Origin of the sequence: Thermoflexus sp. (assembly GCF_040289485.1) — a bacterium.
In the GTDB taxonomy this organism is placed as follows: Bacteria; Chloroflexota; Anaerolineae; order Thermoflexales; family Thermoflexaceae; genus Thermoflexus.
In genome coordinates this window covers 1-17,709 of record NZ_PSLG01000012.1, presented here as the reverse complement: position 1 = coordinate 17,709, position 17,709 = coordinate 1, and the positions used below count along the sequence as shown (strand labels likewise).

Below are 17,709 nucleotides of genomic sequence, written 5' to 3'. Positions count from 1 at the left end.
TCATTCGAGGATCCAGCGGTCGACCTCCCGCTCGTAGGACAGGATCTCCTCCTCTCGGAAGAAGAGGCCGATCTCGAAGGCCGCCGTCTCAGGCCCGTCGGAGCCGTGGACCAGGTTGCGGCCGATGGTCAACCCGAAGTCGGCCCGGACGGTCCCTGGCTCGGCCTTGGCCGGATCCGTTGCCCCCAAGGTCTTGCGCACCACCTCGACGGCCCGGGGGCCCTCCAGGACCATGGCCACCACGGGCCCGGAGGTGATGTATCGGATGAGCCCCTCGTAGAACGGCTTGCCCTGGTGGGCAGCGTAATGGCGGGCCGCCAGTTCGGGGGAGATCCGCATCATCTTCATGGCCACGATCCTCAGCCCCCGCCGCTCCAGCCGGGCGATGATCTCCCCGACCAGACCACGCTGCACGCCATCCGGCTTGATGAGCACCAGCGTCCGTTCCACAGGAGGTTCCTCCTCGCAGGATGTCAAGGCCCGCATTCTACCACCGTTTCCCGCCACCATCCCCTACGGAGCGGCCAGCCAGCGGGCCAGCCAGGCGATCAGGAGCCCCAGCCCCCCGAACTCCACCGCCACCCGGGCGGAGAGCCGCTGTCCCTGCAGATGCCACAGGCTCATCTCCGTCAACTCATACAGCACCAGCATCCACCAGAGCCCCAGGACCACCGGCGGGAGGGTCCAGTATCGGAAGGCAGCGGCGACCCCTCCCATGCTCCATCCGATCAGCCCCACATACAGCCAGCGCCGGCGTTCCGGGATCTCCGCCTCGGCCAGACGGGCCAGGGCCAGCGCGGCGGCGATGCCGCCCCCCAGCCCGAACAGCATCAGCGTCCGCAGCCCGCTTTGAAACCCCCATCCGATGGCCGCCAGGGCGACCAGGTAACCCAGGGCCGGATGGACGAGGCGGACCAGCGTGGCTCGCAGCCCGGCGACTTCCACCCGGTAGCGCTCCCCCACCATCGCCAGGGCCAGCCCGAGCCCGCCCAGGCCCAGCTCCAGCAGCCAGGCCAGGCCCGTCGGAAGGGAGCGGGTGAACACCAGCCCTCCCACTGCCACGCCCATCGGGGTGATCCAACGGCCCATGAGGCGCCAGGGGCTCTCCTCGGGGAAGCGGGGATGGGTTCGGAGGAGGGCCTCCGTGCCGGCGGCGGCCAGCAAGGCCCCGAAGATCCCGATCCAGAAGGCGGGGGTCAGTCGGATCCCCAGCGGCGAGCCCAGGATCCAGACAGAGAGCTCCGGGCCCTCCGCAGGAAACAGCCGGACCATCACCCAGCCGAGGACCACCAGGCTGACGGTGATGGGGACTGGAAGCCAGGTCGTCTCTTCCTGCTCCATCGGCGACGCCTCGTGGGACGGTTCTCCCTCAAGGATTCTGGTCGGTGGCCTGCCCGGCCCGCCGCGCCTCCCATTCCCGATCCAGGATCCCATAGATGACGAGGTCTCCCCAGCGGTCCCGATAGCGGATGGCCTCCCGGAGCACCCCCTCCATCCGGAAGCCCAAGCGCTCCGGGATCGCCCGGCTGCGCCGGTTCTCCGGGTCCACCCGGATCTCCACCCGGTGCAGGCCCCGTTCGAAGAACAGATCGTCCAGCACCGCCGCCACGGCCCGGGTCATGATCCCTTGGCCCTGATGCGCCGCGTCCAGCCAGTAGCCAATGGAGGCCTGGGCGTTCTGGGCGTCGATCTCGTGGACCCCGATCACGCCCACCAGGGCGCCCCCCTGCCAGATCCCCAACTCGTAGCCGGCCCCGCGGGCGAAGCGCTGAAGCCCTTCTTCGATGAAAGCCAGGCTGTCGGCCGCGGAACGGACCCCGTCCACCCAGGGCAGCCAGGGTCGCAGATGGGCCCGGTTCTGGTCCGTCAGGGCGAAGAGGACGTCCGCATGCCTCCGCTCCAGGAGGCGCAGAGAAAGGCCCGATCCGAGGTTCTTCTCGAACATATCGGCCCCTTATGCCCGAAGGTCGGGGAGCAACGCGGCCAGCCGGCGCATCTGCGCCACCTGGGCCTCCGCCGACGGGGCTTCGAAGGTGAGGACGACCCCGTCTGCCCCCGCTGCGCGCAGGGACCGCAGGCCCGCCGCCACCTGCTCCGGGGAGCCCGTCAGCCGCATACGGCGCTCCCCCGTCGGCGAGGTGTACACCGGGGGGAGGGCGGCGTCCAGGGCGACGTACATCCGGCAGATCACCGTCACTGGGCGGCCGTTGGCCCACGCCCGCAGCCGCTCCACCCGCTCCCGCAAGGTCTCCGGGTCCAGGCCCACCGGGTGCCATCCGTCCCCCAGGCGGGCCGCCCGCCGCACCGCCGCCTCGGTGTTCCCGCCGATCCAGACGGGAGGACCTCCCGGCTGGGCAGGCAAGGGCTCGAACACCGCGTCCGTGATGCGGAAGAACCGGCCCTCGAAGCGTGGGCGCGGATCGGCCCACAGCGCCCGCATCAGGGCGAGGCCCTCCTCCAGGAGGCGGATGCGCCGCCGGAAGGGGACCCCCAGGTGCTCGAACTCCTGGGCCAGCCACCCAGCCCCCACCCCGAGGATCAGGCGGCCGCCCGATAACTGATCCAGGGTGGCTGCTTGCTTGGCCACCAGGACGGGATGGCGCAGGGCGAGGAGGAGGATGGAGGTGCCCAGGCGGACGCGCTGGGTGATGGCCGCCACGTAAGCCAGCGTCGTCCACGTCTCGAAGATCCGTCCGTAGGGCTCGAGGTGCGCCTGGGGCACCAGGATGTGATCGGTGGTCCAAACGGAATCGAAGCCCAGCGCCTCCGCCGCCAGGGCCACCTCCCGGATCGCCTCCGGCGAGGCGGCGCGGCCGTAGTTCGGCAGACAGACACCGATGTGCATCTTTGCCTCCTTGGGACCGGCGCGATGGAAACCCAGCGCGGGCCGCGCCTCAGGCCACACCGACGATCTTCACCAGGACCCGTTTGCGCCGCTGGCCGTCGAACTCGGCGTAAAAGATCTCCTGCCAGGGGCCCAGATCGAGGTCCCCATCGGTGACAGGGACGAGGACCTCGTGGTGCAGCAGCAGGCTTTTGAGATGGGCGTCCGCGTTGTCCTCCCCGGTCCGGTGATGGCGGTAATCCGGGCGGAAGGGCGCCAGGCGATCGAGCAGCTCCATCATGTCCTGCATGATGCCCTCTTCGTGGTCGTTGACGTAGACGGCGGCCGTGATGTGCATGGCGCTGACCAGGGCGAAGCCCTCCCGGACGCCGCTCTCCCGCACGGCCTGACGCACCCGATCGGTCAGGCGGATGATGGACCGACGCTCCCGGGTTTGGAACCACAGGTAGAGGGTGAGGGCGCGATAAGGCCCGTTCTCGTAGCGGCGGACCTCCTCCCTCACCAGGTTCTCCGCCAGCGGCGCGTCCAGTTCCACCGGGCGGTTGTCGCTGAGGATGCGTGCCGTCATGCGGCCCCCTCCTGTCGCGGGCAGGGTTCGACCGTGCAGGCTTATTTCCCCTCCACCAGCGCCCGGAGCCGCTCGACCTCTGCCTGCAAGGCGGCGATCTGCTCCCGCAGGCGCAGAATGATCTCCACCCCGGCCAGGTTGACCCCCAGACGGGTCAGCTCCACGATCTGGCGCAGGCGCTCCACATCCCGGTCCGAATACAGGCGGATGCGGCCCCGGACGCGACGGGGGGCGATCAGGCCGATGGCCTCGTAGTAACGGATGGTCTGCGGATGTAACTGCACCATCGCCGCCACCACGCCGATGCGGTAGCGGGGCTCCGTCTCATCGATCACCTCGATCGCGGCCCGATGGAGATCCCCCATCGCCCACCTCCTCTCCTTTCCTTGGGATCCCATCATCCGCCAGGGCGCTCCCCCAAGCGCACCTCAAGGGTCTGCGAGCGGCCATCCCGAAGGATGGTGAGCGTGACCGTCTCGCCAACCCGCTTGTGGTTCTCCAGGTAGATCACGAGTTCGTCCACCGTCCGCAGCGGACGGCCGTCGATGGCGACGACGAGGTCGCCGCCCAGGAACACCTCCCCGAAGCGGGTGCGCACCCGCTGGGTGGCTCCGCGCAGGCCGGCCCGGTCCGCCGGCCCGCCGGGGACGACCTGGACAGTCAACAGGCCATGTTCCGACGGGAGGCCGAAGGCTTGGGCGAAGGCGGGGGTGACCTCAAAGAAGGCAGCCCCCAGCCAGGGATGCGGGTAGCGCCCGTGGGCGATCAACTCGGGGACCACCCGCTTGATCGTGTTGACAGGGACGGCGAAGCCGATGCCGATGGAACCCCCCGTGGGCGAGCGGATGGCGGTGTTGATCCCGATCACCCGCCCGTCCAGATCGAGCAGCGGTCCCCCCGAGTTGCCCGGGTTGATGGCCGCATCCGTCTGGATCACCTCCCCGAGGGGGCGATCCGAGAGCTCCAACGTCCGGCCCAGGGCGCTGATCACCCCCACGGTCATGGTGCGATCCAGGCCGAAGGGGTTGCCGATGGCGATCACCCACTGGCCCACCCGCAACCGGGAGGAATCCCCCAGGGCGACCGGGGCCAGTTTCTCGCGTGGGACCCGGACGCGGATCACCGCCAGGTCGTTATAGGCGTCAGCGCCCACCTGTTCGGCGGGGACAGTGGTGCCGTCGGCGAAGACCACCTCGATGCGCTCCGCCCCCTCCACAACGTGATTGTTGGTGACGATGTGCCCTTGGCGATCCCAGACGAACCCCGAGCCTGTCCCCTCCTGGTAGATCGGCCCCCGCAAAAGATCGAAGGCCGCCGCCCGGGTGGTGATGTGGACCACCGAGGGGCTGACCAGCTCGTAGACAGCGATGAAGGCCGCCTCCAACGCCCGGGCCGCAGCAAGGGCCTCGGCGGGCGGTGGCGTGGGCGCCGCCGTGGGCGTCGACGTCTCGAGAGCGCCCGGGGAGGCTGTCCCTCCGCGCCCCAGCAGCGCCGATCGCAGCCCGAGGACGCCGGCCGCGGTCGCCGCCGCGCACACTGCGATGACCCCCAACGCGCCTAGAACCACCAGGATCCATCGCCGCATCGGCATCGCCCTCCGCGCCTGCAGGATGAAGACCGCCGACGGCATCACGGAGCGGGGCGCTCCCCCAGCGTGACCGGGATGGAGAGCGCGCGACCGTCTCGCAGGACCGTCAGGGTCACCGTCTGGCCCACCTCGGTGTGGTTGACCAGATAGGAGACCAGTTCATCGAAAGAGCCCACCGGATGGCCGTCGATGGCCGTGATGATATCCCCGCCCAGCAGGACCCGGATCCCCCGCACGCGCACCTCGTGGGTGCCGCCACGCAGGCCGGCCCGGCCCGCCGGCCCGTCGGGGAGGACCTCCTGGACCAGGACGCCACGCGTCGCAGGCACGTCGTAACCGCGGGCGCGCAACTCCGCCAGGGAGATCGACCCGGTGGAGGAGATCCCTAAGTAAGGGTAGCGAACCCGCCCCTCCCGGATCAGTTGCGGCACCACCCGCTTGACGGTGTTCACCGGGATGGCAAACCCGATGCCGATGTTGGCCGGCCCGGCGTTCGGGTCGGTCCGGATGGCGGAGTTCACCCCCACCACCCGCCCTTGGAGATCCACCAGCGGCCCGCCGGAGTTCCCCGGGTTGATGGCCGCGTCGGTCTGGATCACGTCTGGGATCTGAAAGCGGGTCGGGGTCTCCAGAGCTCGCCCCAGCGCACTGATCACCCCTAGCGTCATCGTCCCCCGCAGGCCGAAGGGGTTGCCGATGGCGACGACCTTCTGCCCCACCCGCAGCGCGTCCGAGTCCCCCAGTTCGGCGGGCTGCAATCCCTCCGGGAGGGCCTCCGCCCGGATCACCGCGAGGTCGCTGTAGACATCCCGGCCCACCACCCGGGCCCTGGTCACCGTGCCGTCGTAAAAGGTCACCCAGATCTCCTGAGCGTTCTCCACCACATGGTTGTTGGTCACGATGTGCCCCTGGTTGTCGTAAACGAAACCCGAGCCGCTGCCGAAGGCCGAGACCTCCGCCCCCTCCACGTCGATGTTCACCACAGAGGGAAGGACCTTCTGATAAAGGGCGACCAGGCGCTGCTCCTCCTCATCGAGCCCCGACGGGAGCGGGGGCAGCGCCGGCGCCGGCGAGGCCGGAGCCACCGGGCGCGGCGCCGCGCCCGTCGCCGGCGTTGGGGTGACGAAGACCAGTTCCCGCAGACGGAAGGCCTGGCAGCCCCCCGCGAAAAGGACCAGGAGCGCCCAAAAGAACCCACGCAACCTTCGTCGGCCCATGGCGGATCATCCCCTGAGAGGAATTCAACGGCCCCGACGCAGGCGGGCCAGTTCCGCGAAGAGCTCCCGCTCCCGCGGGGTGAGGCCCCGCGGCAACTCCACCGCGACGCGGAGGTAAAGATCGCCCCGCTCGCCTGGGCGCTGGGGATGGGGCATGCCCTCCCCCCGCAGACGGATCAGCGCACCGTTCTGGGTCTCCGGCGGGATCTGCACCATCAGGGTCCGCCCGTCCAGATGCCGGAAGGGAACTTCGCCCCCCAGGAGGGCGGTGTAGAGATCCACAGAGAGGGTGGCGTAGAGATCCTGCTCCCGACGCTCGAACCGCGGGTGGGGAGCCACCTCGATGACCAGGTAGAGATCCCCCGGCGGCCCCCCGTAACCCGGCTCCCCCGCCCCGGGGACCCGAACCCGGGAGCCGGACTTCACCCCGGGGGGGATCCGCACCTCCAGCCGGCGCCCGTCGCGGGTCCGGATCAACCGCGTGGTCCCCTGGAAGGCCTCCTCCAGCGTCAGGGTCACCGGCTGCTCCATATCCCGCCCCCGCCACCGCCCTGTCGTCCAGGCCCGGGTCCGTCGGGGCATGCCTCCGAACAGCATCTCGAAAAACTCGGAGAACCCGGAAAGCAGATCCTCCAGGTCCCCCATCTCGACCCGGACGCCCCCAGGCTGCACCCATGGGGACCAGTCGAACTGGCCCGGGTCATAACCGGCCCGCCGCCACGCCTCATACTGGCGGCGGAGCTCGTCGTATTTGCGGCGCTTCTCGGGATCCGAGAGCACCTCGTAGGCCTCATTGATCTCCTTGAATTTCTCCTCCGCCGCCTTGTCCCCCGGGTTCACATCCGGGTGATACTGTCGGGCCAGTTTCCGATAGGCCCGCTTGATCTCCTCCTCGCTGGCGTCGGGGCTCACCCCCAGGATGGCATAGTAATCCTTGAACTCCATCGCCACGTCCCGCCCTCCCAGATCTCCCCGGCCCCTCGGCCGGGCCCTTTGACAATGTCATTGTAAATCCGAGCGCCCCGCCGTCCAAGAAGGTTCCCCCCAGGCCCGAGAGGTATAATCCGAAGGGCGGGGAGAACCGGATCGGAGGGCCAGATGGATCTGCAGGCGCTGGAGCAGGCGATGGAACGGTTCGTGACCGCCAAGGGGTGGTATGCGCCGGACTCGCCCCGGCCGCAGACGCCCCGCAACCTGGCCATCTCCCTCGTCCTGGAGGCCGCCGAGGTCCTTGAACTGTTCCAGTGGAAGGAGTCGGCGGACCGCGACGCCCTGGCCGAGGAATTGGCCGACGTGCTGCTTTATCTGTTGCAATTGGCCCGCCTGCACGGGATCGACCTGGGCCAGGCCGTGATGGACAAACTGGCCCGGAACTACGAGCGGGAGTGGTCATGAAGACGGGGCGGCCGGTGCGCATCCTGGCGGTGTCGGATCAGGTGGCGGAGGCCCTCTACACCCCTCACGCCCGATCATGGCTGCCGCATGTGGACCTGATCCTCTCCTGCGGGGACCTGCCCTACGGGTATTTGGAGTTCCTGATGGAACTGTTCAACGTCCCCCTCCTCTACGTCCACGGCAACCACGACCGGCCGGAGACCCGCGCCGACGGAACGGTCCGCGCCGCCCCGGAGGGCGGCCAGAACGTGGACAGCCGCGTGGTCTGGGAGCAGGGGCTCCTCATCGCCGGGCTCGAAGGATCCCCCCGCTACCATCCGGAGGGACGCTATCAATACACGGAGGGGGAGATGTGGCTGCGGGCGCTCCGCCTGGCCCCCCGCTTGCTTTGGAACCGGGCGCGCCACGGACGGGCGCTGGATCTGCTCATCGCCCATGCCCCACCCCGAGGCCTGGGGGACGGACCCGATCCGGCCCATCGGGGCTTCGCCGCCTTCCGGTGGTTGATCCGGCAGTTCCGCCCACGCTATTTTCTGCATGGCCATCAGCACATCCCCCGGTCGGCCCGCCGAGCCCTGTCCATCGGCTCGACCTGGGTGATCAACGTCTTCCCTTACTATGTGCTCGAGATCCCGCCGAGCATCGCGATCGAAGCGAGGTGAACGATGGAGGAGTTCCCGATGGAACGCCCGGCGACGGCCGAGGCGGCGGCTTGGTACCGACGGGCCCGCCTGCGGGCCGCGCTGCGGGCGCTGCTCGCCCGCCTGACCGGACAGCCCAACCGGCTGCTGTCCTTTGAGGAGGTCCGGGCGAAGCTCGGCCTGCGCGGCTCCGCCTATCGGGGCCTCCAGCGGGTCCCCCTGGCCCACATCATCGGCAGCGTCAACCGGTATCAGGACTTCGACCGGGCCTTCCTGCCGATCCAACGCCACACAGCCGATCGCTGGATCGCCGTGGGCACTGTTCTCTTCCAGGACGGCCACCTTCCTCCGGTCCGGCTCTACAAAGTCGGGGAGGCCTATTTCGTCCTCGACGGCCACCACCGCATCTCAGTGGCCCGGGCCCTGGGATGGACCGAGATCGAAGCCGAGGTCATCGAGGTGCAAAGCCGCGTGCCCATTGGGCCGGAGCTGCGGGCCGAGGATCTGGAGATCCTGCGGGAGTATGAAGAGTTCCTAGAACAAACTCAGTTGGATCGGCTGCGCCCTGAGGCCGACATCCGCTTCACCATCGCCGGAGGCTACCAGCGCCTGCTGGAGCACATCGCCGTCCATCGCTACTTTATAGGCCTGGAAACCGGGCGGGAGATCCCAGCGGACGAGGCCGTGGCCCACTGGTATGATACCGTCTACCGCCCGGTGGTGGAGGTCATCCGCGAGCACCGCCTGCTGGAGGATTTCCCGGGGCGGACGGAGGCCGATCTTTACTTGTGGATCATGGACCATCTGTATTACCTGCGGGAGGCCTACGGCCCGGAGGTGGACGCGGAGGCGGCGGCACTGGATTACGCCGGCCAGTTCACCGAGCACCCCATCCGCCGCTTCCTAAGCGAGGTGCGCCGGGCGGTGGAGGCCCTGGGGACGCTCCCGCCGCTGGAGACGGAGCCCAAAGTCTGAGGACACCGCCCTGCGTTCGGAAAGAGGCCGCGATGGCGGGATCGCCATGTCGTTCCCACGCCCGGAGCGCCGAGGGGGCCGCCTGCCGGGTTCGATGGCTGGCGGCCCTCGGGCTGGGGGTGATCCTTCTCGCCGCCCCGGCCCAGGCCTATCAGAATGAAGAAGCCGAGCGGGGCGCCGCCGTCTTCGCCCGACGTTGCTCCACATGCCACGGCGACCGGGGGCAGGGGTTGACCGACGAGTGGCGGGCCACCTGGCCCCCCACCCATCAAAACTGTTGGAAGGCCAACTGCCACGGCCCCCAGCCGTATCCCGAGGACGGCTTCACCCTGCCCCGGGTGGTCCCGGCGGTGATCGGCCCGGGGACGCTGCGCCGCTTCGCCACGGCGGCTGACCTCTACACCTACATCCGCACCCGCATGCCCTTCCACGCCCCCGGGAGCCTTCCGGAGGCCGATTACCGCGCCGTCACCGCCTTCCTGCTCCAGCAGCACGGGATCCCGCCCGATGGCCGACCCTTCGATCCCGTCGCAGCCCATGCCCTCCCCTTGAACCCGCCCCCCGCGCTCCCCGCCCCGCCCTGGGCGTGGCTCGCCGTCCCACTGCTCGGCGGGGCCGGCCTCGCCGCCGGGGGACTTCTTTGGTTCTGGCGACGGAGGGGGCAGGGATGAGCCTCGTCCTGCTGGATCGGCTCTCCACCCATGAAGCAGAAACCCGCCGCTGGGGAGCGGCCCTGGGCCGCCGGCTCCACCCCGGCGACATCGTAGCGGTCCAGGGACCCCTGGGGGCGGGAAAGACCCGCTTCATCCAGGGCCTGGCGGAAGGCCTGGGGGTGACCGATCCCGTTCAGAGCCCCTCCTTCGTCCTCATCCAGGCCTATCCGCTGCCCGGGTCGGGGACCTTCTATCACGTCGATCTCTATCGCCTGGAGGACCCGGAGGCGGTCTGGTCGCTGGGGCTGTGGGATCTGTTCGACGAGGCGGCCGTGGTGGCCATTGAGTGGCCGGAACGGGCCGGCCGCTGGCTGCCCGAGCCCTACCTGTGGGTGACCCTGATCCCCATCGATGCGGCCACCCGCCGGATCCGCCTGGAGGCCGTCGGGGAGTTCCCCCCGGAACGCCTCCAGGCGCTGCGGACGTTGGAGGAGGAAGGATGAGGGCCCGGCGCGACATCCTGTTGGCGCTGGATACCGCAACCCTGGGGCTGGCCGTGGCGCTGTTCGATGGATCCGAATGGGCCGCAGTGGCTTACTGGCGCTCCGGCGACCGGCACACCGCCGACCTGATCCGACGTTGCCAGGAGACACTGGCCGCCGCCGGCCTGTCCCCAGAGGCGATCCTCGCCGTGGCCGCCGTCCGAGGGCCCGGATCCTTCACCGGGCTTCGGGCGGGGCTGGCTGCGGCCCAGGGGTTGGCCATGGCCCTGGAACGGCCGCTGTTTGGGATCGGGACGGAGGAGGCGATCCTCGCGGAGATCCCCTCGGCAGTGACGCGCCTGGACCTGGTGATCCCAGCTGGGCGGGGGCGTCTGGCCCTCCGCCGCTATCGGTGGGAGGACCGCTGGGTCCCCGAGGGCGAGCCCACGCTGACCACCGCGGAAGCCGTGGCGGCGGCCTGGGCTCCGGGCCGCTGGCTGGCTGGGGAATGGACCGCCCGCGAGCACGCGGTGTTCCAGCAGCGGCCGGGGGAGGCCTGGTTGATCCCTCGGGACGGCCCGGCGCGGGTGATGGGCGCCGCCCGCCTGGCCTGGAGCCGTTATCAGGCCGGCGAGCGCCCGGATCCGGCGGGGGTCCGCCCCCTTTATCTGCGGACCCCCAGCGTGCCGGAAGAGGGATGAAGGCTGCGTTTCCCCGAGGAGGCACCGTTGGGAGAGGGGATGACGGCCCTGGTGATCCCGGAGCGGGTTCCTTTCCGGATCGACCCGATGCAGTGGGAGGACGTGCCCGAGGTCATGGGGATCGAGCGGCGGGCCTTCTCGATGCCATGGCCGATGCGGGCCTACGAGCAGGAGATCCTCCATAACCCCAACGCCCACTATCTGGTGCTGCGCCCGCGGGCAATGCGGGCCGTGGCCCCTGTCCTGCCCCCGCGACGGATGCCCATCCTGGGGTATGGAGGGTTCTGGCTCGTCCCCGACGAGGCCCATATCAGCACCATCGCCATCGACGCGCCGTGGCGCGGCCGGGGGCTGGGCGAACTGATGTTCCTGGCCCTGGTGGAAGAGGCCATCGCCCGGGGCGCCAACCTGATCACCCTGGAGGTGCGGGCCTCTAACCTCGTCGCTCAGCACCTTTACCGCAAATACGGCTTGGAGGTGGTGGGGCGCCGTCCGCGCTACTACCGGGACAACAACGAGGACGCCCTGTTGATGAGCGTGGAGGGCGTCCGGCTTCCGGCCTACCGCCAGCGGCTGGAGGCCCTGAAAGCCCGCCTCTGGGACCGCCTGGCGGCTGCTGGCCCGATCCCCGCCGCTCCCATCGACACGAACTGAGCCGGGAATCGCCATGCCATCTCCTCGGGGCTTCTTCAGCGTTCGGGATCCGCCGCGAAGGCAGGGGTTCCCAAGGGGAGTCCATCGCCCAGCGGGAGCGGATGGGAATCGAACCCACCCCGGGCCGCGCCGCGGCCCGACACCGGTTTTGAAGACCGGGGGCCTCACCAGAGGCCAACCGCCCCCATCTTTTGATTATAGCCCTTACCGCTCGCCTGGCGGGGAGATCCCGCGGGCCGGGGCGCCTGCCTCATCATCCCTCCCGGAGGAGCGCCCGCGGCGTCACCGACCAGCGATCCCATCGAAGATCGTAAATAAGATCGAACACCATGCCATCGGCGGTCCGCACCCGGAAGCCCAGGGCCTCCGGCGTCCGCCAACGGCTCAGGATCTCCGCCACCGCTCGCTCCTCGCCCTCCCATACGAGAGCCACCGGGCGCTCCGGGGCGGTGGCACCGGCATAGCAACGGACGTGGGTCATCGCGGCCACCGTTCGGACCAACGGCTGTCCTTTCCACGCCTTCAGTATAAACTGCAGCGTATGGAACTTCCAGGCCCGGCGCGGCGTCGGTCTCTTGGGAAACCCGGAGGCCGCGCCGTCCCAGCGAGAGGAGGACCCGAGATGCGAAGGCTTCAAGGACAAAGGCTCTTCGGGGCGGCCCTCGCCCTGTTGGCAGCGTGTCAGACGGCCCCCCCGCCGACCGTCACCCCGGTGCCGCCTCAGCAGGCGCCGAACCCGACCCCCACGGCCTCTCCCACCCCCGCCCTCCAGGGGCCTTTCGCCGTGGTCTTGGTCCCGCCCACCGACCGCCTGAAGGTCCGGGCCGGGCCGGGCCCCGATCAGCCCATCCTGGCGGATCTCCCGCCGGACGCCACCGGCCTGTTCCTCACCGGGCGGGCGCAGACGGTCCAGGGCGCCCGATGGGTGGAGATCCGCATGCCGGACGGACGGATCGGTTGGGTGAACGCTGCCTTCCTGACCCGGGAGGTCTCCCCTGCGGTCTTCTGCGCCGATCCACGGGTGGCCGCCCTCGTCGCCAACTTCGAGGCGGCGGTCCGCAACCGGGACGGCCCGGCGCTGGCGGCCCTGATCAGCCCGGTCCATGGCCTGCGGATCCACATCAACCGCCTCAGCGATCCGATCCTCGTCAATCCCGGCGCGGCGGCCGCCCTCTTCACCGACCCGACGGTCCGCCGCTGGGGGGTTCATCCCGCCAGCGGCATGGAGATCACCGGGACCTTCGCGGAGGCCGTGCTGCCGGACCTCCTCGATGTCATCGCCCGTCCCCATGAGCGGCGCTGCGGTCTGCTGGTGCCGCCGGTGACCTACCAGCCGGCCTGGCCGGAGGCCTATCGGGCCTTCGCCCTCTACAGCCTGCACCGGCCGGGGACCCCGGGCAACGAACTGGATTGGCGGACCTGGGCCCTGGGCATCGCCTTCGTGGACGACGCCCCCTCCCTGGCCGTCCTGATGCAGTTCTTCTGGGAGCCCTAAGCCGGGGGCGAGGCGGACGGCCTCATTCCGCGTAGTAGGCGAGGCCGATCACCCCGGGCCCCGTGTAGAGGCCCATCACCGGCGAGAAGACAGTGAGATCGCACTCCCGGCAGTCGAAGCGCGCCATGACCTGGCGGCGCAGGGCCTCAGCCTCCTCCGGGGCGGCGGCGTGGAAGACCGCCGCGTGCACAGGCCGGTCGCCCACATCCCGGGCCATCTGCTCCAGCATCGCCTCAACGGCCCGACGGCGAGTGCGCACCTTCGCCAACACCTCGATGCGGCCGTTCTGAAGCGTGAGGATGGGCTTGATCTGCAACACGTCCACGGCCAGGGCCGCCAGGGCCGGCGCCCGTCCGCTGCGGATGAGATAGGTCACCGTCTCCAGCACCGCGAAAAACCGCAGGCGGGGGCGCAGGGCCTCCACCCGCGCCACCACCTCGTCCAGGGGGGCGCCGGCTTCCGCCGCCCGGGCCGCCTCCAGAACCAGGAACCCCTGGGCCATGGTGGCCGCCTGGCTGTCGATGACCCGGATGGGACCTCGGGGACCATCTGGGCGGCCAGGAGGGCGGCATTGTAGGTGCCGGTCATCGCCGCGGAGACGTGGATGGAGACGATGCCCTCCGCCCAGGCCGCCAGTTCCCGATAGGTCTCCAGGAAATCCCCCACCGAGGGTTGGGAGGATGTCGGCAAGATCCCCGCTCGCTGCCAGGCGTAGACCTGCTCACCCAGGATCAGACGCACCGGGACCACCCGGATCCCATAGGCCTCCACGAGCTCGGGCGGCAGGCAGGCCACGCTGTCGGTGACCACAGCGATCTTCACCATGTCCCCTCCCTCTGGCAGGGATCGGGAGGATCGGTCGGAGACGCCTTGGGGCGCCAACGGTCCGACGGGCCGTTGGGCGCGGGGCCGGGCCCCTCGCCCCTATGCCGATCCGGTGGGCCGTCGGAACATCCAGGCCTCCCACGACGTTGCATCCCGATCCAGCCAGAGGCGGCGCCAGAGCACCCGGCGGCGCTCCTCCGGATCCGCGGGCAACGGCTCTCGGTTGGCCTCCAGGCGCTTGATCACCGTGATCCCCAGCATGGCTAGCCCTCCTGCCGCGACCTCGAGGGGCCCACCGGCCAGAAGGACCACCGCCGGCAGCCCACCGATGGCCAGCAAGGCGAGGACGGCTGTGGCGCGCAGCAGTCGTCCCACTGCCAGGGCAGCCAGGAGCCCCACAGCGCCCGGCGGGAAGGTCACGGCCAGCATGCCCAGGAAGGGGCCGATCCCCCGGCCGCCGTGGAAGCCGAGCCACCACGGCCAGTTGTGGCCCACCACCGCCGCCAGGCCCGCGGCCACGGCCAGGGCCTGGGGGCGTCCCAGGGCCAGGGCCAGCACAGTGGGAACGGCCGCCTTGGCCACATCCACCAGGCCGACCGGGAACAGGGCCCATCGGGCGACGTGGTAATACACCATGGTCCCGCTGACCGTGCCGCTCCCCAACCGGCGCAGATCCACTCCCCGCAGGAGACGGCCCGCCAGATACGCTGTGGGGATCGAACCGAGGAGATAACCGAGAAGGATGAGTCCGACATCTGCCATCCGCCACCTCCGATGCCACCGTCCACGACAAGCATAACGCAGCGGGAAGGGCCCCGTCAACTTGCCTTCTTTTGTTGGTTTTGGCAAATCTCAATGCGGCCCCGGCGCCCTCCCCGAGGATCTATGCTAGGATAGGAGGCTGGGACAAGGGTGGGAGCCGAACGATGGGGAACATGCGAGGGGTTGGGACAGCCGCCGCGCTTTTCGCCCTGTTGCTCTCGGCGTGCCGGCCAGGGCTGCCGCCCGCCCCGACGCCGACGGCGCCGCGCTTCCCCGACCTGGGGCTGGGCAGCCCGGCCTTCGCCGACGGGGAGGCGATCCCGGCCCGTTACACCTGTGATGGCGCGGACCGCTCGCCGCCCCTGCGCTGGGGACCGCCGCCCCCGGGGACCCGCAGCCTGGCCCTGGTGGTGGACGATCCGGATGCCCCGCGCGGGCGTTTCGTCCACTGGTTGCTCTACCGCATCCCTCCGGAGCGGACCGCGCTGCCGGAGGGCGTCCCGGCGGAGCCGACGGTGGCGGGCCTGGGCGTCCAGGGCCGCAACGACTTCGGGCGCATCGGCTATGGCGGTCCGTGCCCCCCGCCGGGGCCGCCCCACCGCTACCGGTTCACCCTCTACGCCTTGGACATCGATCCCGACCTTCCGCCAGGGGCCTCGGCCGCGGCGGTGGAGCGAGCCCTCCAGGGACATATCTTGGCCCAGGGGTCTCTGACCGCCCGCTACGGACGATAGCCGGCGATGGAAGGCCTGGTGTGGACATTGGAGCTGCGGCTGGCCCTGGCGCTCCTGCTCCTCGGGCTGCTGGGGGCCTTCGGGCTGGGCCGGTGGACCGTCCGTCGGTCCCTGGACCGCTGGCGTCCTTCGATGGCCCGCACCCCGCTGGGGTTCCTGCGCCTGCTGCCGGTGGGCCGCTATGCCGACGCCAACCTTCCCGCCCGACGGATCCTCGGGCTGGACCGCCCGGCGGGTCCGTTGCCGTCCGCCCCCTGGCGCCCGCTGCTTGAGGAAGATCAACAGGCCGTCCAGCGGGAAGGGGTTGGGCGCGCCCGCGCCCTCTCCCTCCCGGACGGGCAGGCGCTGCGCTGGTGGCTGGTCCCCGAAGGGGAAACCCTCCTCCTCTTCGTCGCCGACGCGGCCACCGATCCCTCCGCATGGCCCGCCATGCGTCGGCTCCTCGGCGGGATGGCCCACGAACTGCGCACTCCCCTGGCCACCTTCTTCGTCCATCTGGAGATCCTCAAACAGCCCCATCTCGACCCGGAGCGCCACGCCCAATCCCTGCGGCTGATGGAGGAAGAGGCCCGGCGCATGAGCCGCCTGGTCCACACGGTGCTGGAACTGGGCCGGCTGTCCATGGGGGAGCCGCTGGTCTTCCGGCCTGTGGATCTGGCCGCCGTGGCTGAGGCCGCGGCCGCCCAGAAGCAGCCGGAGGCCCTGGCCCGCGGCCAGACCCTGACCCTGGAGATCGCGGAGGGCCTGCCCCGGGTGCGGGGGGACGCCGATGCCCTTAAACAGGTCTTCCTCAACCTCTTAGACAACGCCATCCGCTACAGCCGCCCGGGGGACCGCATCAGCGTGGCCCTGCGCCGGTCTCCGGAGGGGGTGGAGGCCGTGGTCGCCGACACCGGTCCGGGCATCCCGGCGGCCCATCGGCCCTATCTCACCGAGCCCTTCTACCGCGGCGAGGCGGCTGATGCCGAAGGGATCGGCCTGGGCCTGACGGTGGTGGCGGAGATCCTGCGGCATCACGGCGCCCGCCTGGAGATCGACAGCAGCACCGAAGGGGAGACGGGGACCGTGGTGCGCTTTGTCCTCCCGGCGGAGGAGGGGATGCCATGAGCCGGCTGCGAGGCGCCATCGGCGGGCTGGCCGTCCTGGGGGTGGTGATCGCCCTCCTCTGGATTCCCTCCGGTCAGGTCGTGGTCCGCCTGGGCCCGGCGCCCGAGGAGCCGTGGCCTCGACTCCGGGTCCAGCCACCCTCCCCCCGCTCCGGAGCGCCCATCACCCTCGTCGTGATCGACCGCGTCCCTTGGGCCCACATCCGGCTGACGGTGAACGGGAAGCCGGCGGCGCTGCAGCGGATCGAGGAGGGGCCTCCGCCGGGGTTCTGGCGCTGGACCTGGACCTTCCGCATGCCGCCGGGCGGCGCGATCATCGCCTTCTACCGGGATTGTCACGAGGGCTGCCGGCTACGCGGGCGATGGGCTCTGGGTGGCCCTGAGCCCACCCCCGCGCCGCCCGGGCTGCCCACCCGCCTGGGGCTGGTCTTCCCCCACCCGGATCGGGACTGGAAGGGTCGGGCCGGATGGGCGGTGGAACTGACCTATGCGCGGCAGCCGGAGGATCCCACATGGGGGATAGACGCCCTCGCTGGCCGCGTGGCCCATCACCTGGCCAAGGGCCTGCGGGTGCTGATCCGGGTGGACTACGACCGCGGCCAGGCCCTCCCACCAGCCGGGGACGCAGCGGCCCTCGCGGAATACCTGGCTTATCTGCGGCGGCTGGCCCACGATGAACGCTTGCAGGGTGTTTACGGCTACATCGTGGGAAGCGGCTACAACGAGGCGTCCGCCAACCGGCTGGCCCCAGACCGGCCTGTGACGCCGGAGTGGTTCGCCCGGGTGTTCCTCGGCTTCGGCGAATCCCCCGGGCGCACCGACAACGCCCTCCAGGTCCTGCGGGCCGCCAACCCGCGGGCGCGCCTGCTGGTGGGGCCAGTGCGGCCCTGGGTGCGGGACCATGACGGCGCGCGGCGTCACCGCGTGGACACGCCATGGCTCAACTACTTCAACACCCTGGTGGCCGCCCTCGATGAAGGGGCGCGGGCCAAAGCCGCGGTGGGGGTCCCGGACGCCCTCCCCGATGGGTTCGCCTTGCATGTGCCGGGGCGCCCCGCGGCGGCCCGG

Annotated in this window: 23 protein-coding genes, 1 tRNA gene and 1 pseudogene; 11 read left to right on the top strand and 14 right to left on the bottom strand. The window is 70.5% G+C overall.

What is annotated here, in order from left to right:
- The 9 genes from ndk to C4313_RS03570 form a co-directional block, all read right to left on the bottom strand.
- Positions 1 to 450, bottom strand: coding sequence for a nucleoside-diphosphate kinase (gene ndk, locus C4313_RS03610; RefSeq protein WP_352428508.1), 450 nt, complete (start codon positions 448 to 450; stop codon positions 1 to 3).
- A 63-nt stretch (positions 451 to 513) separates the two neighbouring features.
- Positions 514 to 1,341 (bottom strand): DUF5656 family protein, encoded by an 828-nt coding sequence (locus tag C4313_RS03605; protein WP_352428507.1) that lies wholly within the window; start codon positions 1,339 to 1,341, stop codon positions 514 to 516.
- Positions 1,342 to 1,369: 28 nt separating this feature from the next.
- Positions 1,370 to 1,945: a GNAT family N-acetyltransferase gene (locus C4313_RS03600; protein ID WP_352428506.1), complete on the bottom strand. Its 576-nt coding sequence runs from the start codon at positions 1,943 to 1,945 to the stop codon at positions 1,370 to 1,372.
- 9 nt (positions 1,946 to 1,954) lie between these two features.
- Positions 1,955 to 2,845: an LLM class F420-dependent oxidoreductase gene (locus C4313_RS03595; RefSeq protein WP_352428505.1), complete on the bottom strand. Its 891-nt coding sequence runs from the start codon at positions 2,843 to 2,845 to the stop codon at positions 1,955 to 1,957.
- 49 nt (positions 2,846 to 2,894) lie between these two features.
- Complete coding sequence (locus C4313_RS03590) at positions 2,895 to 3,413, bottom strand: secondary thiamine-phosphate synthase enzyme YjbQ (RefSeq protein WP_352428504.1); 519 nt, start codon at positions 3,411 to 3,413, stop codon at positions 2,895 to 2,897.
- Between the two features lie 41 nt (positions 3,414 to 3,454).
- Positions 3,455 to 3,778: a MerR family transcriptional regulator gene (locus C4313_RS03585; RefSeq protein ID WP_352428503.1), complete on the bottom strand. Its 324-nt coding sequence runs from the start codon at positions 3,776 to 3,778 to the stop codon at positions 3,455 to 3,457.
- A 32-nt stretch (positions 3,779 to 3,810) separates the two neighbouring features.
- Positions 3,811 to 4,998, bottom strand: coding sequence for a S1C family serine protease (locus tag C4313_RS03580; protein ID WP_352428502.1), 1,188 nt, complete (start codon positions 4,996 to 4,998; stop codon positions 3,811 to 3,813).
- Between the two features lie 44 nt (positions 4,999 to 5,042).
- The gene (locus C4313_RS03575) at positions 5,043 to 6,218 is read right to left on the bottom strand and encodes a S1C family serine protease (RefSeq protein ID WP_352428501.1); all 1,176 of its coding nucleotides are present in this window, start codon (positions 6,216 to 6,218) and stop codon (positions 5,043 to 5,045) included.
- Positions 6,219 to 6,242: 24 nt separating this feature from the next.
- A complete protein-coding gene (locus C4313_RS03570; protein WP_352428540.1) occupies positions 6,243 to 7,163 on the bottom strand; it encodes a DnaJ C-terminal domain-containing protein in 921 nt (306 codons plus the stop codon).
- Positions 7,164 to 7,316: 153 nt separating this feature from the next.
- On the opposite strand from C4313_RS03570, the gene C4313_RS03565 reads away from it, so the two are divergent.
- The 7 genes from C4313_RS03565 to rimI are packed head-to-tail and all read left to right on the top strand — an operon-like array spanning position 7,317 to position 11,719.
- Complete coding sequence (locus tag C4313_RS03565) at positions 7,317 to 7,613, top strand: MazG-like family protein (protein WP_352428500.1); 297 nt, start codon at positions 7,317 to 7,319, stop codon at positions 7,611 to 7,613.
- Positions 7,610 to 8,275 carry a metallophosphoesterase family protein gene (locus C4313_RS03560; protein ID WP_352428499.1) on the top strand — a complete coding sequence of 222 codons (666 nt, stop codon included), beginning with the start codon at positions 7,610 to 7,612 and terminating at the stop codon, positions 8,273 to 8,275. Before C4313_RS03565 ends, C4313_RS03560 begins: the two co-directional genes overlap by 4 nt.
- Before the next feature lie 3 nt (positions 8,276 to 8,278).
- Positions 8,279 to 9,229, top strand: coding sequence for a DUF4032 domain-containing protein (locus C4313_RS03555; RefSeq protein WP_352428498.1), 951 nt, complete (start codon positions 8,279 to 8,281; stop codon positions 9,227 to 9,229).
- 32 nt (positions 9,230 to 9,261) lie between these two features.
- A complete protein-coding gene (locus tag C4313_RS03550; protein ID WP_352428497.1) occupies positions 9,262 to 9,900 on the top strand; it encodes a c-type cytochrome in 639 nt (212 codons plus the stop codon).
- The gene (gene tsaE, locus C4313_RS03545; RefSeq protein ID WP_352428496.1) at positions 9,897 to 10,385 is read left to right on the top strand and encodes a tRNA (adenosine(37)-N6)-threonylcarbamoyltransferase complex ATPase subunit type 1 TsaE; all 489 of its coding nucleotides are present in this window, start codon (positions 9,897 to 9,899) and stop codon (positions 10,383 to 10,385) included. The genes C4313_RS03550 and tsaE overlap by 4 nt, the downstream gene beginning before the upstream one ends.
- On the top strand, positions 10,382 to 11,065 hold the full coding sequence (gene tsaB / locus C4313_RS03540; protein WP_352428495.1) for a tRNA (adenosine(37)-N6)-threonylcarbamoyltransferase complex dimerization subunit type 1 TsaB: 684 nt from the start codon (positions 10,382 to 10,384) through the stop codon (positions 11,063 to 11,065). Before tsaE ends, tsaB begins: the two co-directional genes overlap by 4 nt.
- A gap of 27 nt (positions 11,066 to 11,092) precedes the next feature.
- Positions 11,093 to 11,719 carry a ribosomal protein S18-alanine N-acetyltransferase gene (gene rimI, locus C4313_RS03535; RefSeq protein ID WP_352428494.1) on the top strand — a complete coding sequence of 209 codons (627 nt, stop codon included), beginning with the start codon at positions 11,093 to 11,095 and terminating at the stop codon, positions 11,717 to 11,719.
- A gap of 91 nt (positions 11,720 to 11,810) precedes the next feature.
- On the opposite strand, the gene C4313_RS03530 is transcribed toward rimI, so the two are convergent.
- Both C4313_RS03530 and C4313_RS03525 read right to left on the bottom strand, forming a co-directional pair.
- Positions 11,811 to 11,905: transfer RNA gene (locus tag C4313_RS03530), tRNA-Sec, on the bottom strand.
- A gap of 67 nt (positions 11,906 to 11,972) precedes the next feature.
- Entirely contained in the window at positions 11,973 to 12,200 is a 228-nt protein-coding gene (locus C4313_RS03525; protein WP_352428493.1) for a hypothetical protein, read from the bottom strand.
- Positions 12,201 to 12,341: 141 nt separating this feature from the next.
- On the opposite strand from C4313_RS03525, the gene C4313_RS03520 reads away from it, so the two are divergent.
- Entirely contained in the window at positions 12,342 to 13,214 is an 873-nt protein-coding gene (locus C4313_RS03520) for an SH3 domain-containing protein (protein ID WP_352428492.1), read from the top strand.
- 22 nt (positions 13,215 to 13,236) lie between these two features.
- Here C4313_RS03520 and C4313_RS03515 read toward each other — a convergent pair whose 3' ends face one another.
- The 3 genes and pseudogenes from C4313_RS03515 to C4313_RS03505 all read right to left on the bottom strand — a co-directional run bounded on the left by C4313_RS03515 (position 13,237) and on the right by C4313_RS03505 (position 14,801).
- Positions 13,237 to 13,716, bottom strand: coding sequence for a DegV family protein (locus C4313_RS03515; RefSeq protein ID WP_352428491.1), 480 nt, complete (start codon positions 13,714 to 13,716; stop codon positions 13,237 to 13,239).
- Between the two features lie 95 nt (positions 13,717 to 13,811).
- Positions 13,812 to 14,039: pseudogene (locus C4313_RS03510) on the bottom strand (DegV family protein); the annotation flags it as partial.
- A gap of 99 nt (positions 14,040 to 14,138) precedes the next feature.
- Positions 14,139 to 14,801 carry a glycerol-3-phosphate acyltransferase gene (locus tag C4313_RS03505; protein ID WP_352428490.1) on the bottom strand — a complete coding sequence of 221 codons (663 nt, stop codon included), beginning with the start codon at positions 14,799 to 14,801 and terminating at the stop codon, positions 14,139 to 14,141.
- Positions 14,802 to 14,965: 164 nt separating this feature from the next.
- On the opposite strand from C4313_RS03505, the gene C4313_RS03500 reads away from it, so the two are divergent.
- From C4313_RS03500 to C4313_RS03490, 3 genes are all read left to right on the top strand, one after another.
- Complete coding sequence (locus C4313_RS03500) at positions 14,966 to 15,535, top strand: YbhB/YbcL family Raf kinase inhibitor-like protein (RefSeq protein WP_352428489.1); 570 nt, start codon at positions 14,966 to 14,968, stop codon at positions 15,533 to 15,535.
- A gap of 18 nt (positions 15,536 to 15,553) precedes the next feature.
- Positions 15,554 to 16,642 carry a sensor histidine kinase gene (locus C4313_RS03495; protein WP_352428488.1) on the top strand — a complete coding sequence of 363 codons (1,089 nt, stop codon included), beginning with the start codon at positions 15,554 to 15,556 and terminating at the stop codon, positions 16,640 to 16,642.
- The coding region (locus C4313_RS03490; RefSeq protein WP_352428487.1) for a hypothetical protein at positions 16,639 to 17,709 on the top strand (1,071 nt) is incomplete at its 3' end. The genes C4313_RS03495 and C4313_RS03490, both read left to right, overlap by 4 nt.

Excerpts from the sequence above, each read along its gene's own strand:
- C4313_RS03575 (WP_352428501.1), bottom strand. The coding sequence starts at position 6,218 with ATGGGCCGACGAAGGTTGCGTGGGTTCTTTTGGGCGCTCCTGGTCCTT.
- C4313_RS03520 (WP_352428492.1), top strand. The coding sequence starts at position 12,342 with ATGCGAAGGCTTCAAGGACAAAGGCTCTTCGGGGCGGCCCTCGCCCTG.
- C4313_RS03550 (WP_352428497.1), top strand. The coding sequence starts at position 9,262 with ATGGCGGGATCGCCATGTCGTTCCCACGCCCGGAGCGCCGAGGGGGCC.
- C4313_RS03600 (WP_352428506.1), bottom strand. The coding sequence starts at position 1,945 with ATGTTCGAGAAGAACCTCGGATCGGGCCTTTCTCTGCGCCTCCTGGAG.
- C4313_RS03555 (WP_352428498.1), top strand. The coding sequence starts at position 8,279 with ATGGAGGAGTTCCCGATGGAACGCCCGGCGACGGCCGAGGCGGCGGCT.
- C4313_RS03590 (WP_352428504.1), bottom strand. The coding sequence starts at position 3,413 with ATGACGGCACGCATCCTCAGCGACAACCGCCCGGTGGAACTGGACGCG.
- C4313_RS03570 (WP_352428540.1), bottom strand. The coding sequence starts at position 7,163 with ATGGAGTTCAAGGATTACTATGCCATCCTGGGGGTGAGCCCCGACGCC.
- C4313_RS03580 (WP_352428502.1), bottom strand. The coding sequence starts at position 4,998 with ATGCGGCGATGGATCCTGGTGGTTCTAGGCGCGTTGGGGGTCATCGCA.
- C4313_RS03565 (WP_352428500.1), top strand. The coding sequence starts at position 7,317 with ATGGATCTGCAGGCGCTGGAGCAGGCGATGGAACGGTTCGTGACCGCC.
- C4313_RS03515 (WP_352428491.1), bottom strand. The coding sequence starts at position 13,716 with ATGGCCCAGGGGTTCCTGGTTCTGGAGGCGGCCCGGGCGGCGGAAGCC.
- C4313_RS03605 (WP_352428507.1), bottom strand. The coding sequence starts at position 1,341 with ATGGAGCAGGAAGAGACGACCTGGCTTCCAGTCCCCATCACCGTCAGC.
- tsaB (WP_352428495.1), top strand. The coding sequence starts at position 10,382 with ATGAGGGCCCGGCGCGACATCCTGTTGGCGCTGGATACCGCAACCCTG.
- C4313_RS03500 (WP_352428489.1), top strand. The coding sequence starts at position 14,966 with ATGGGGAACATGCGAGGGGTTGGGACAGCCGCCGCGCTTTTCGCCCTG.
- C4313_RS03525 (WP_352428493.1), bottom strand. The coding sequence starts at position 12,200 with ATGACCCACGTCCGTTGCTATGCCGGTGCCACCGCCCCGGAGCGCCCG.
- C4313_RS03595 (WP_352428505.1), bottom strand. The coding sequence starts at position 2,845 with ATGCACATCGGTGTCTGTCTGCCGAACTACGGCCGCGCCGCCTCGCCG.
- tsaE (WP_352428496.1), top strand. The coding sequence starts at position 9,897 with ATGAGCCTCGTCCTGCTGGATCGGCTCTCCACCCATGAAGCAGAAACC.
- C4313_RS03585 (WP_352428503.1), bottom strand. The coding sequence starts at position 3,778 with ATGGGGGATCTCCATCGGGCCGCGATCGAGGTGATCGATGAGACGGAG.
- C4313_RS03505 (WP_352428490.1), bottom strand. The coding sequence starts at position 14,801 with ATGGCAGATGTCGGACTCATCCTTCTCGGTTATCTCCTCGGTTCGATC.
- C4313_RS03560 (WP_352428499.1), top strand. The coding sequence starts at position 7,610 with ATGAAGACGGGGCGGCCGGTGCGCATCCTGGCGGTGTCGGATCAGGTG.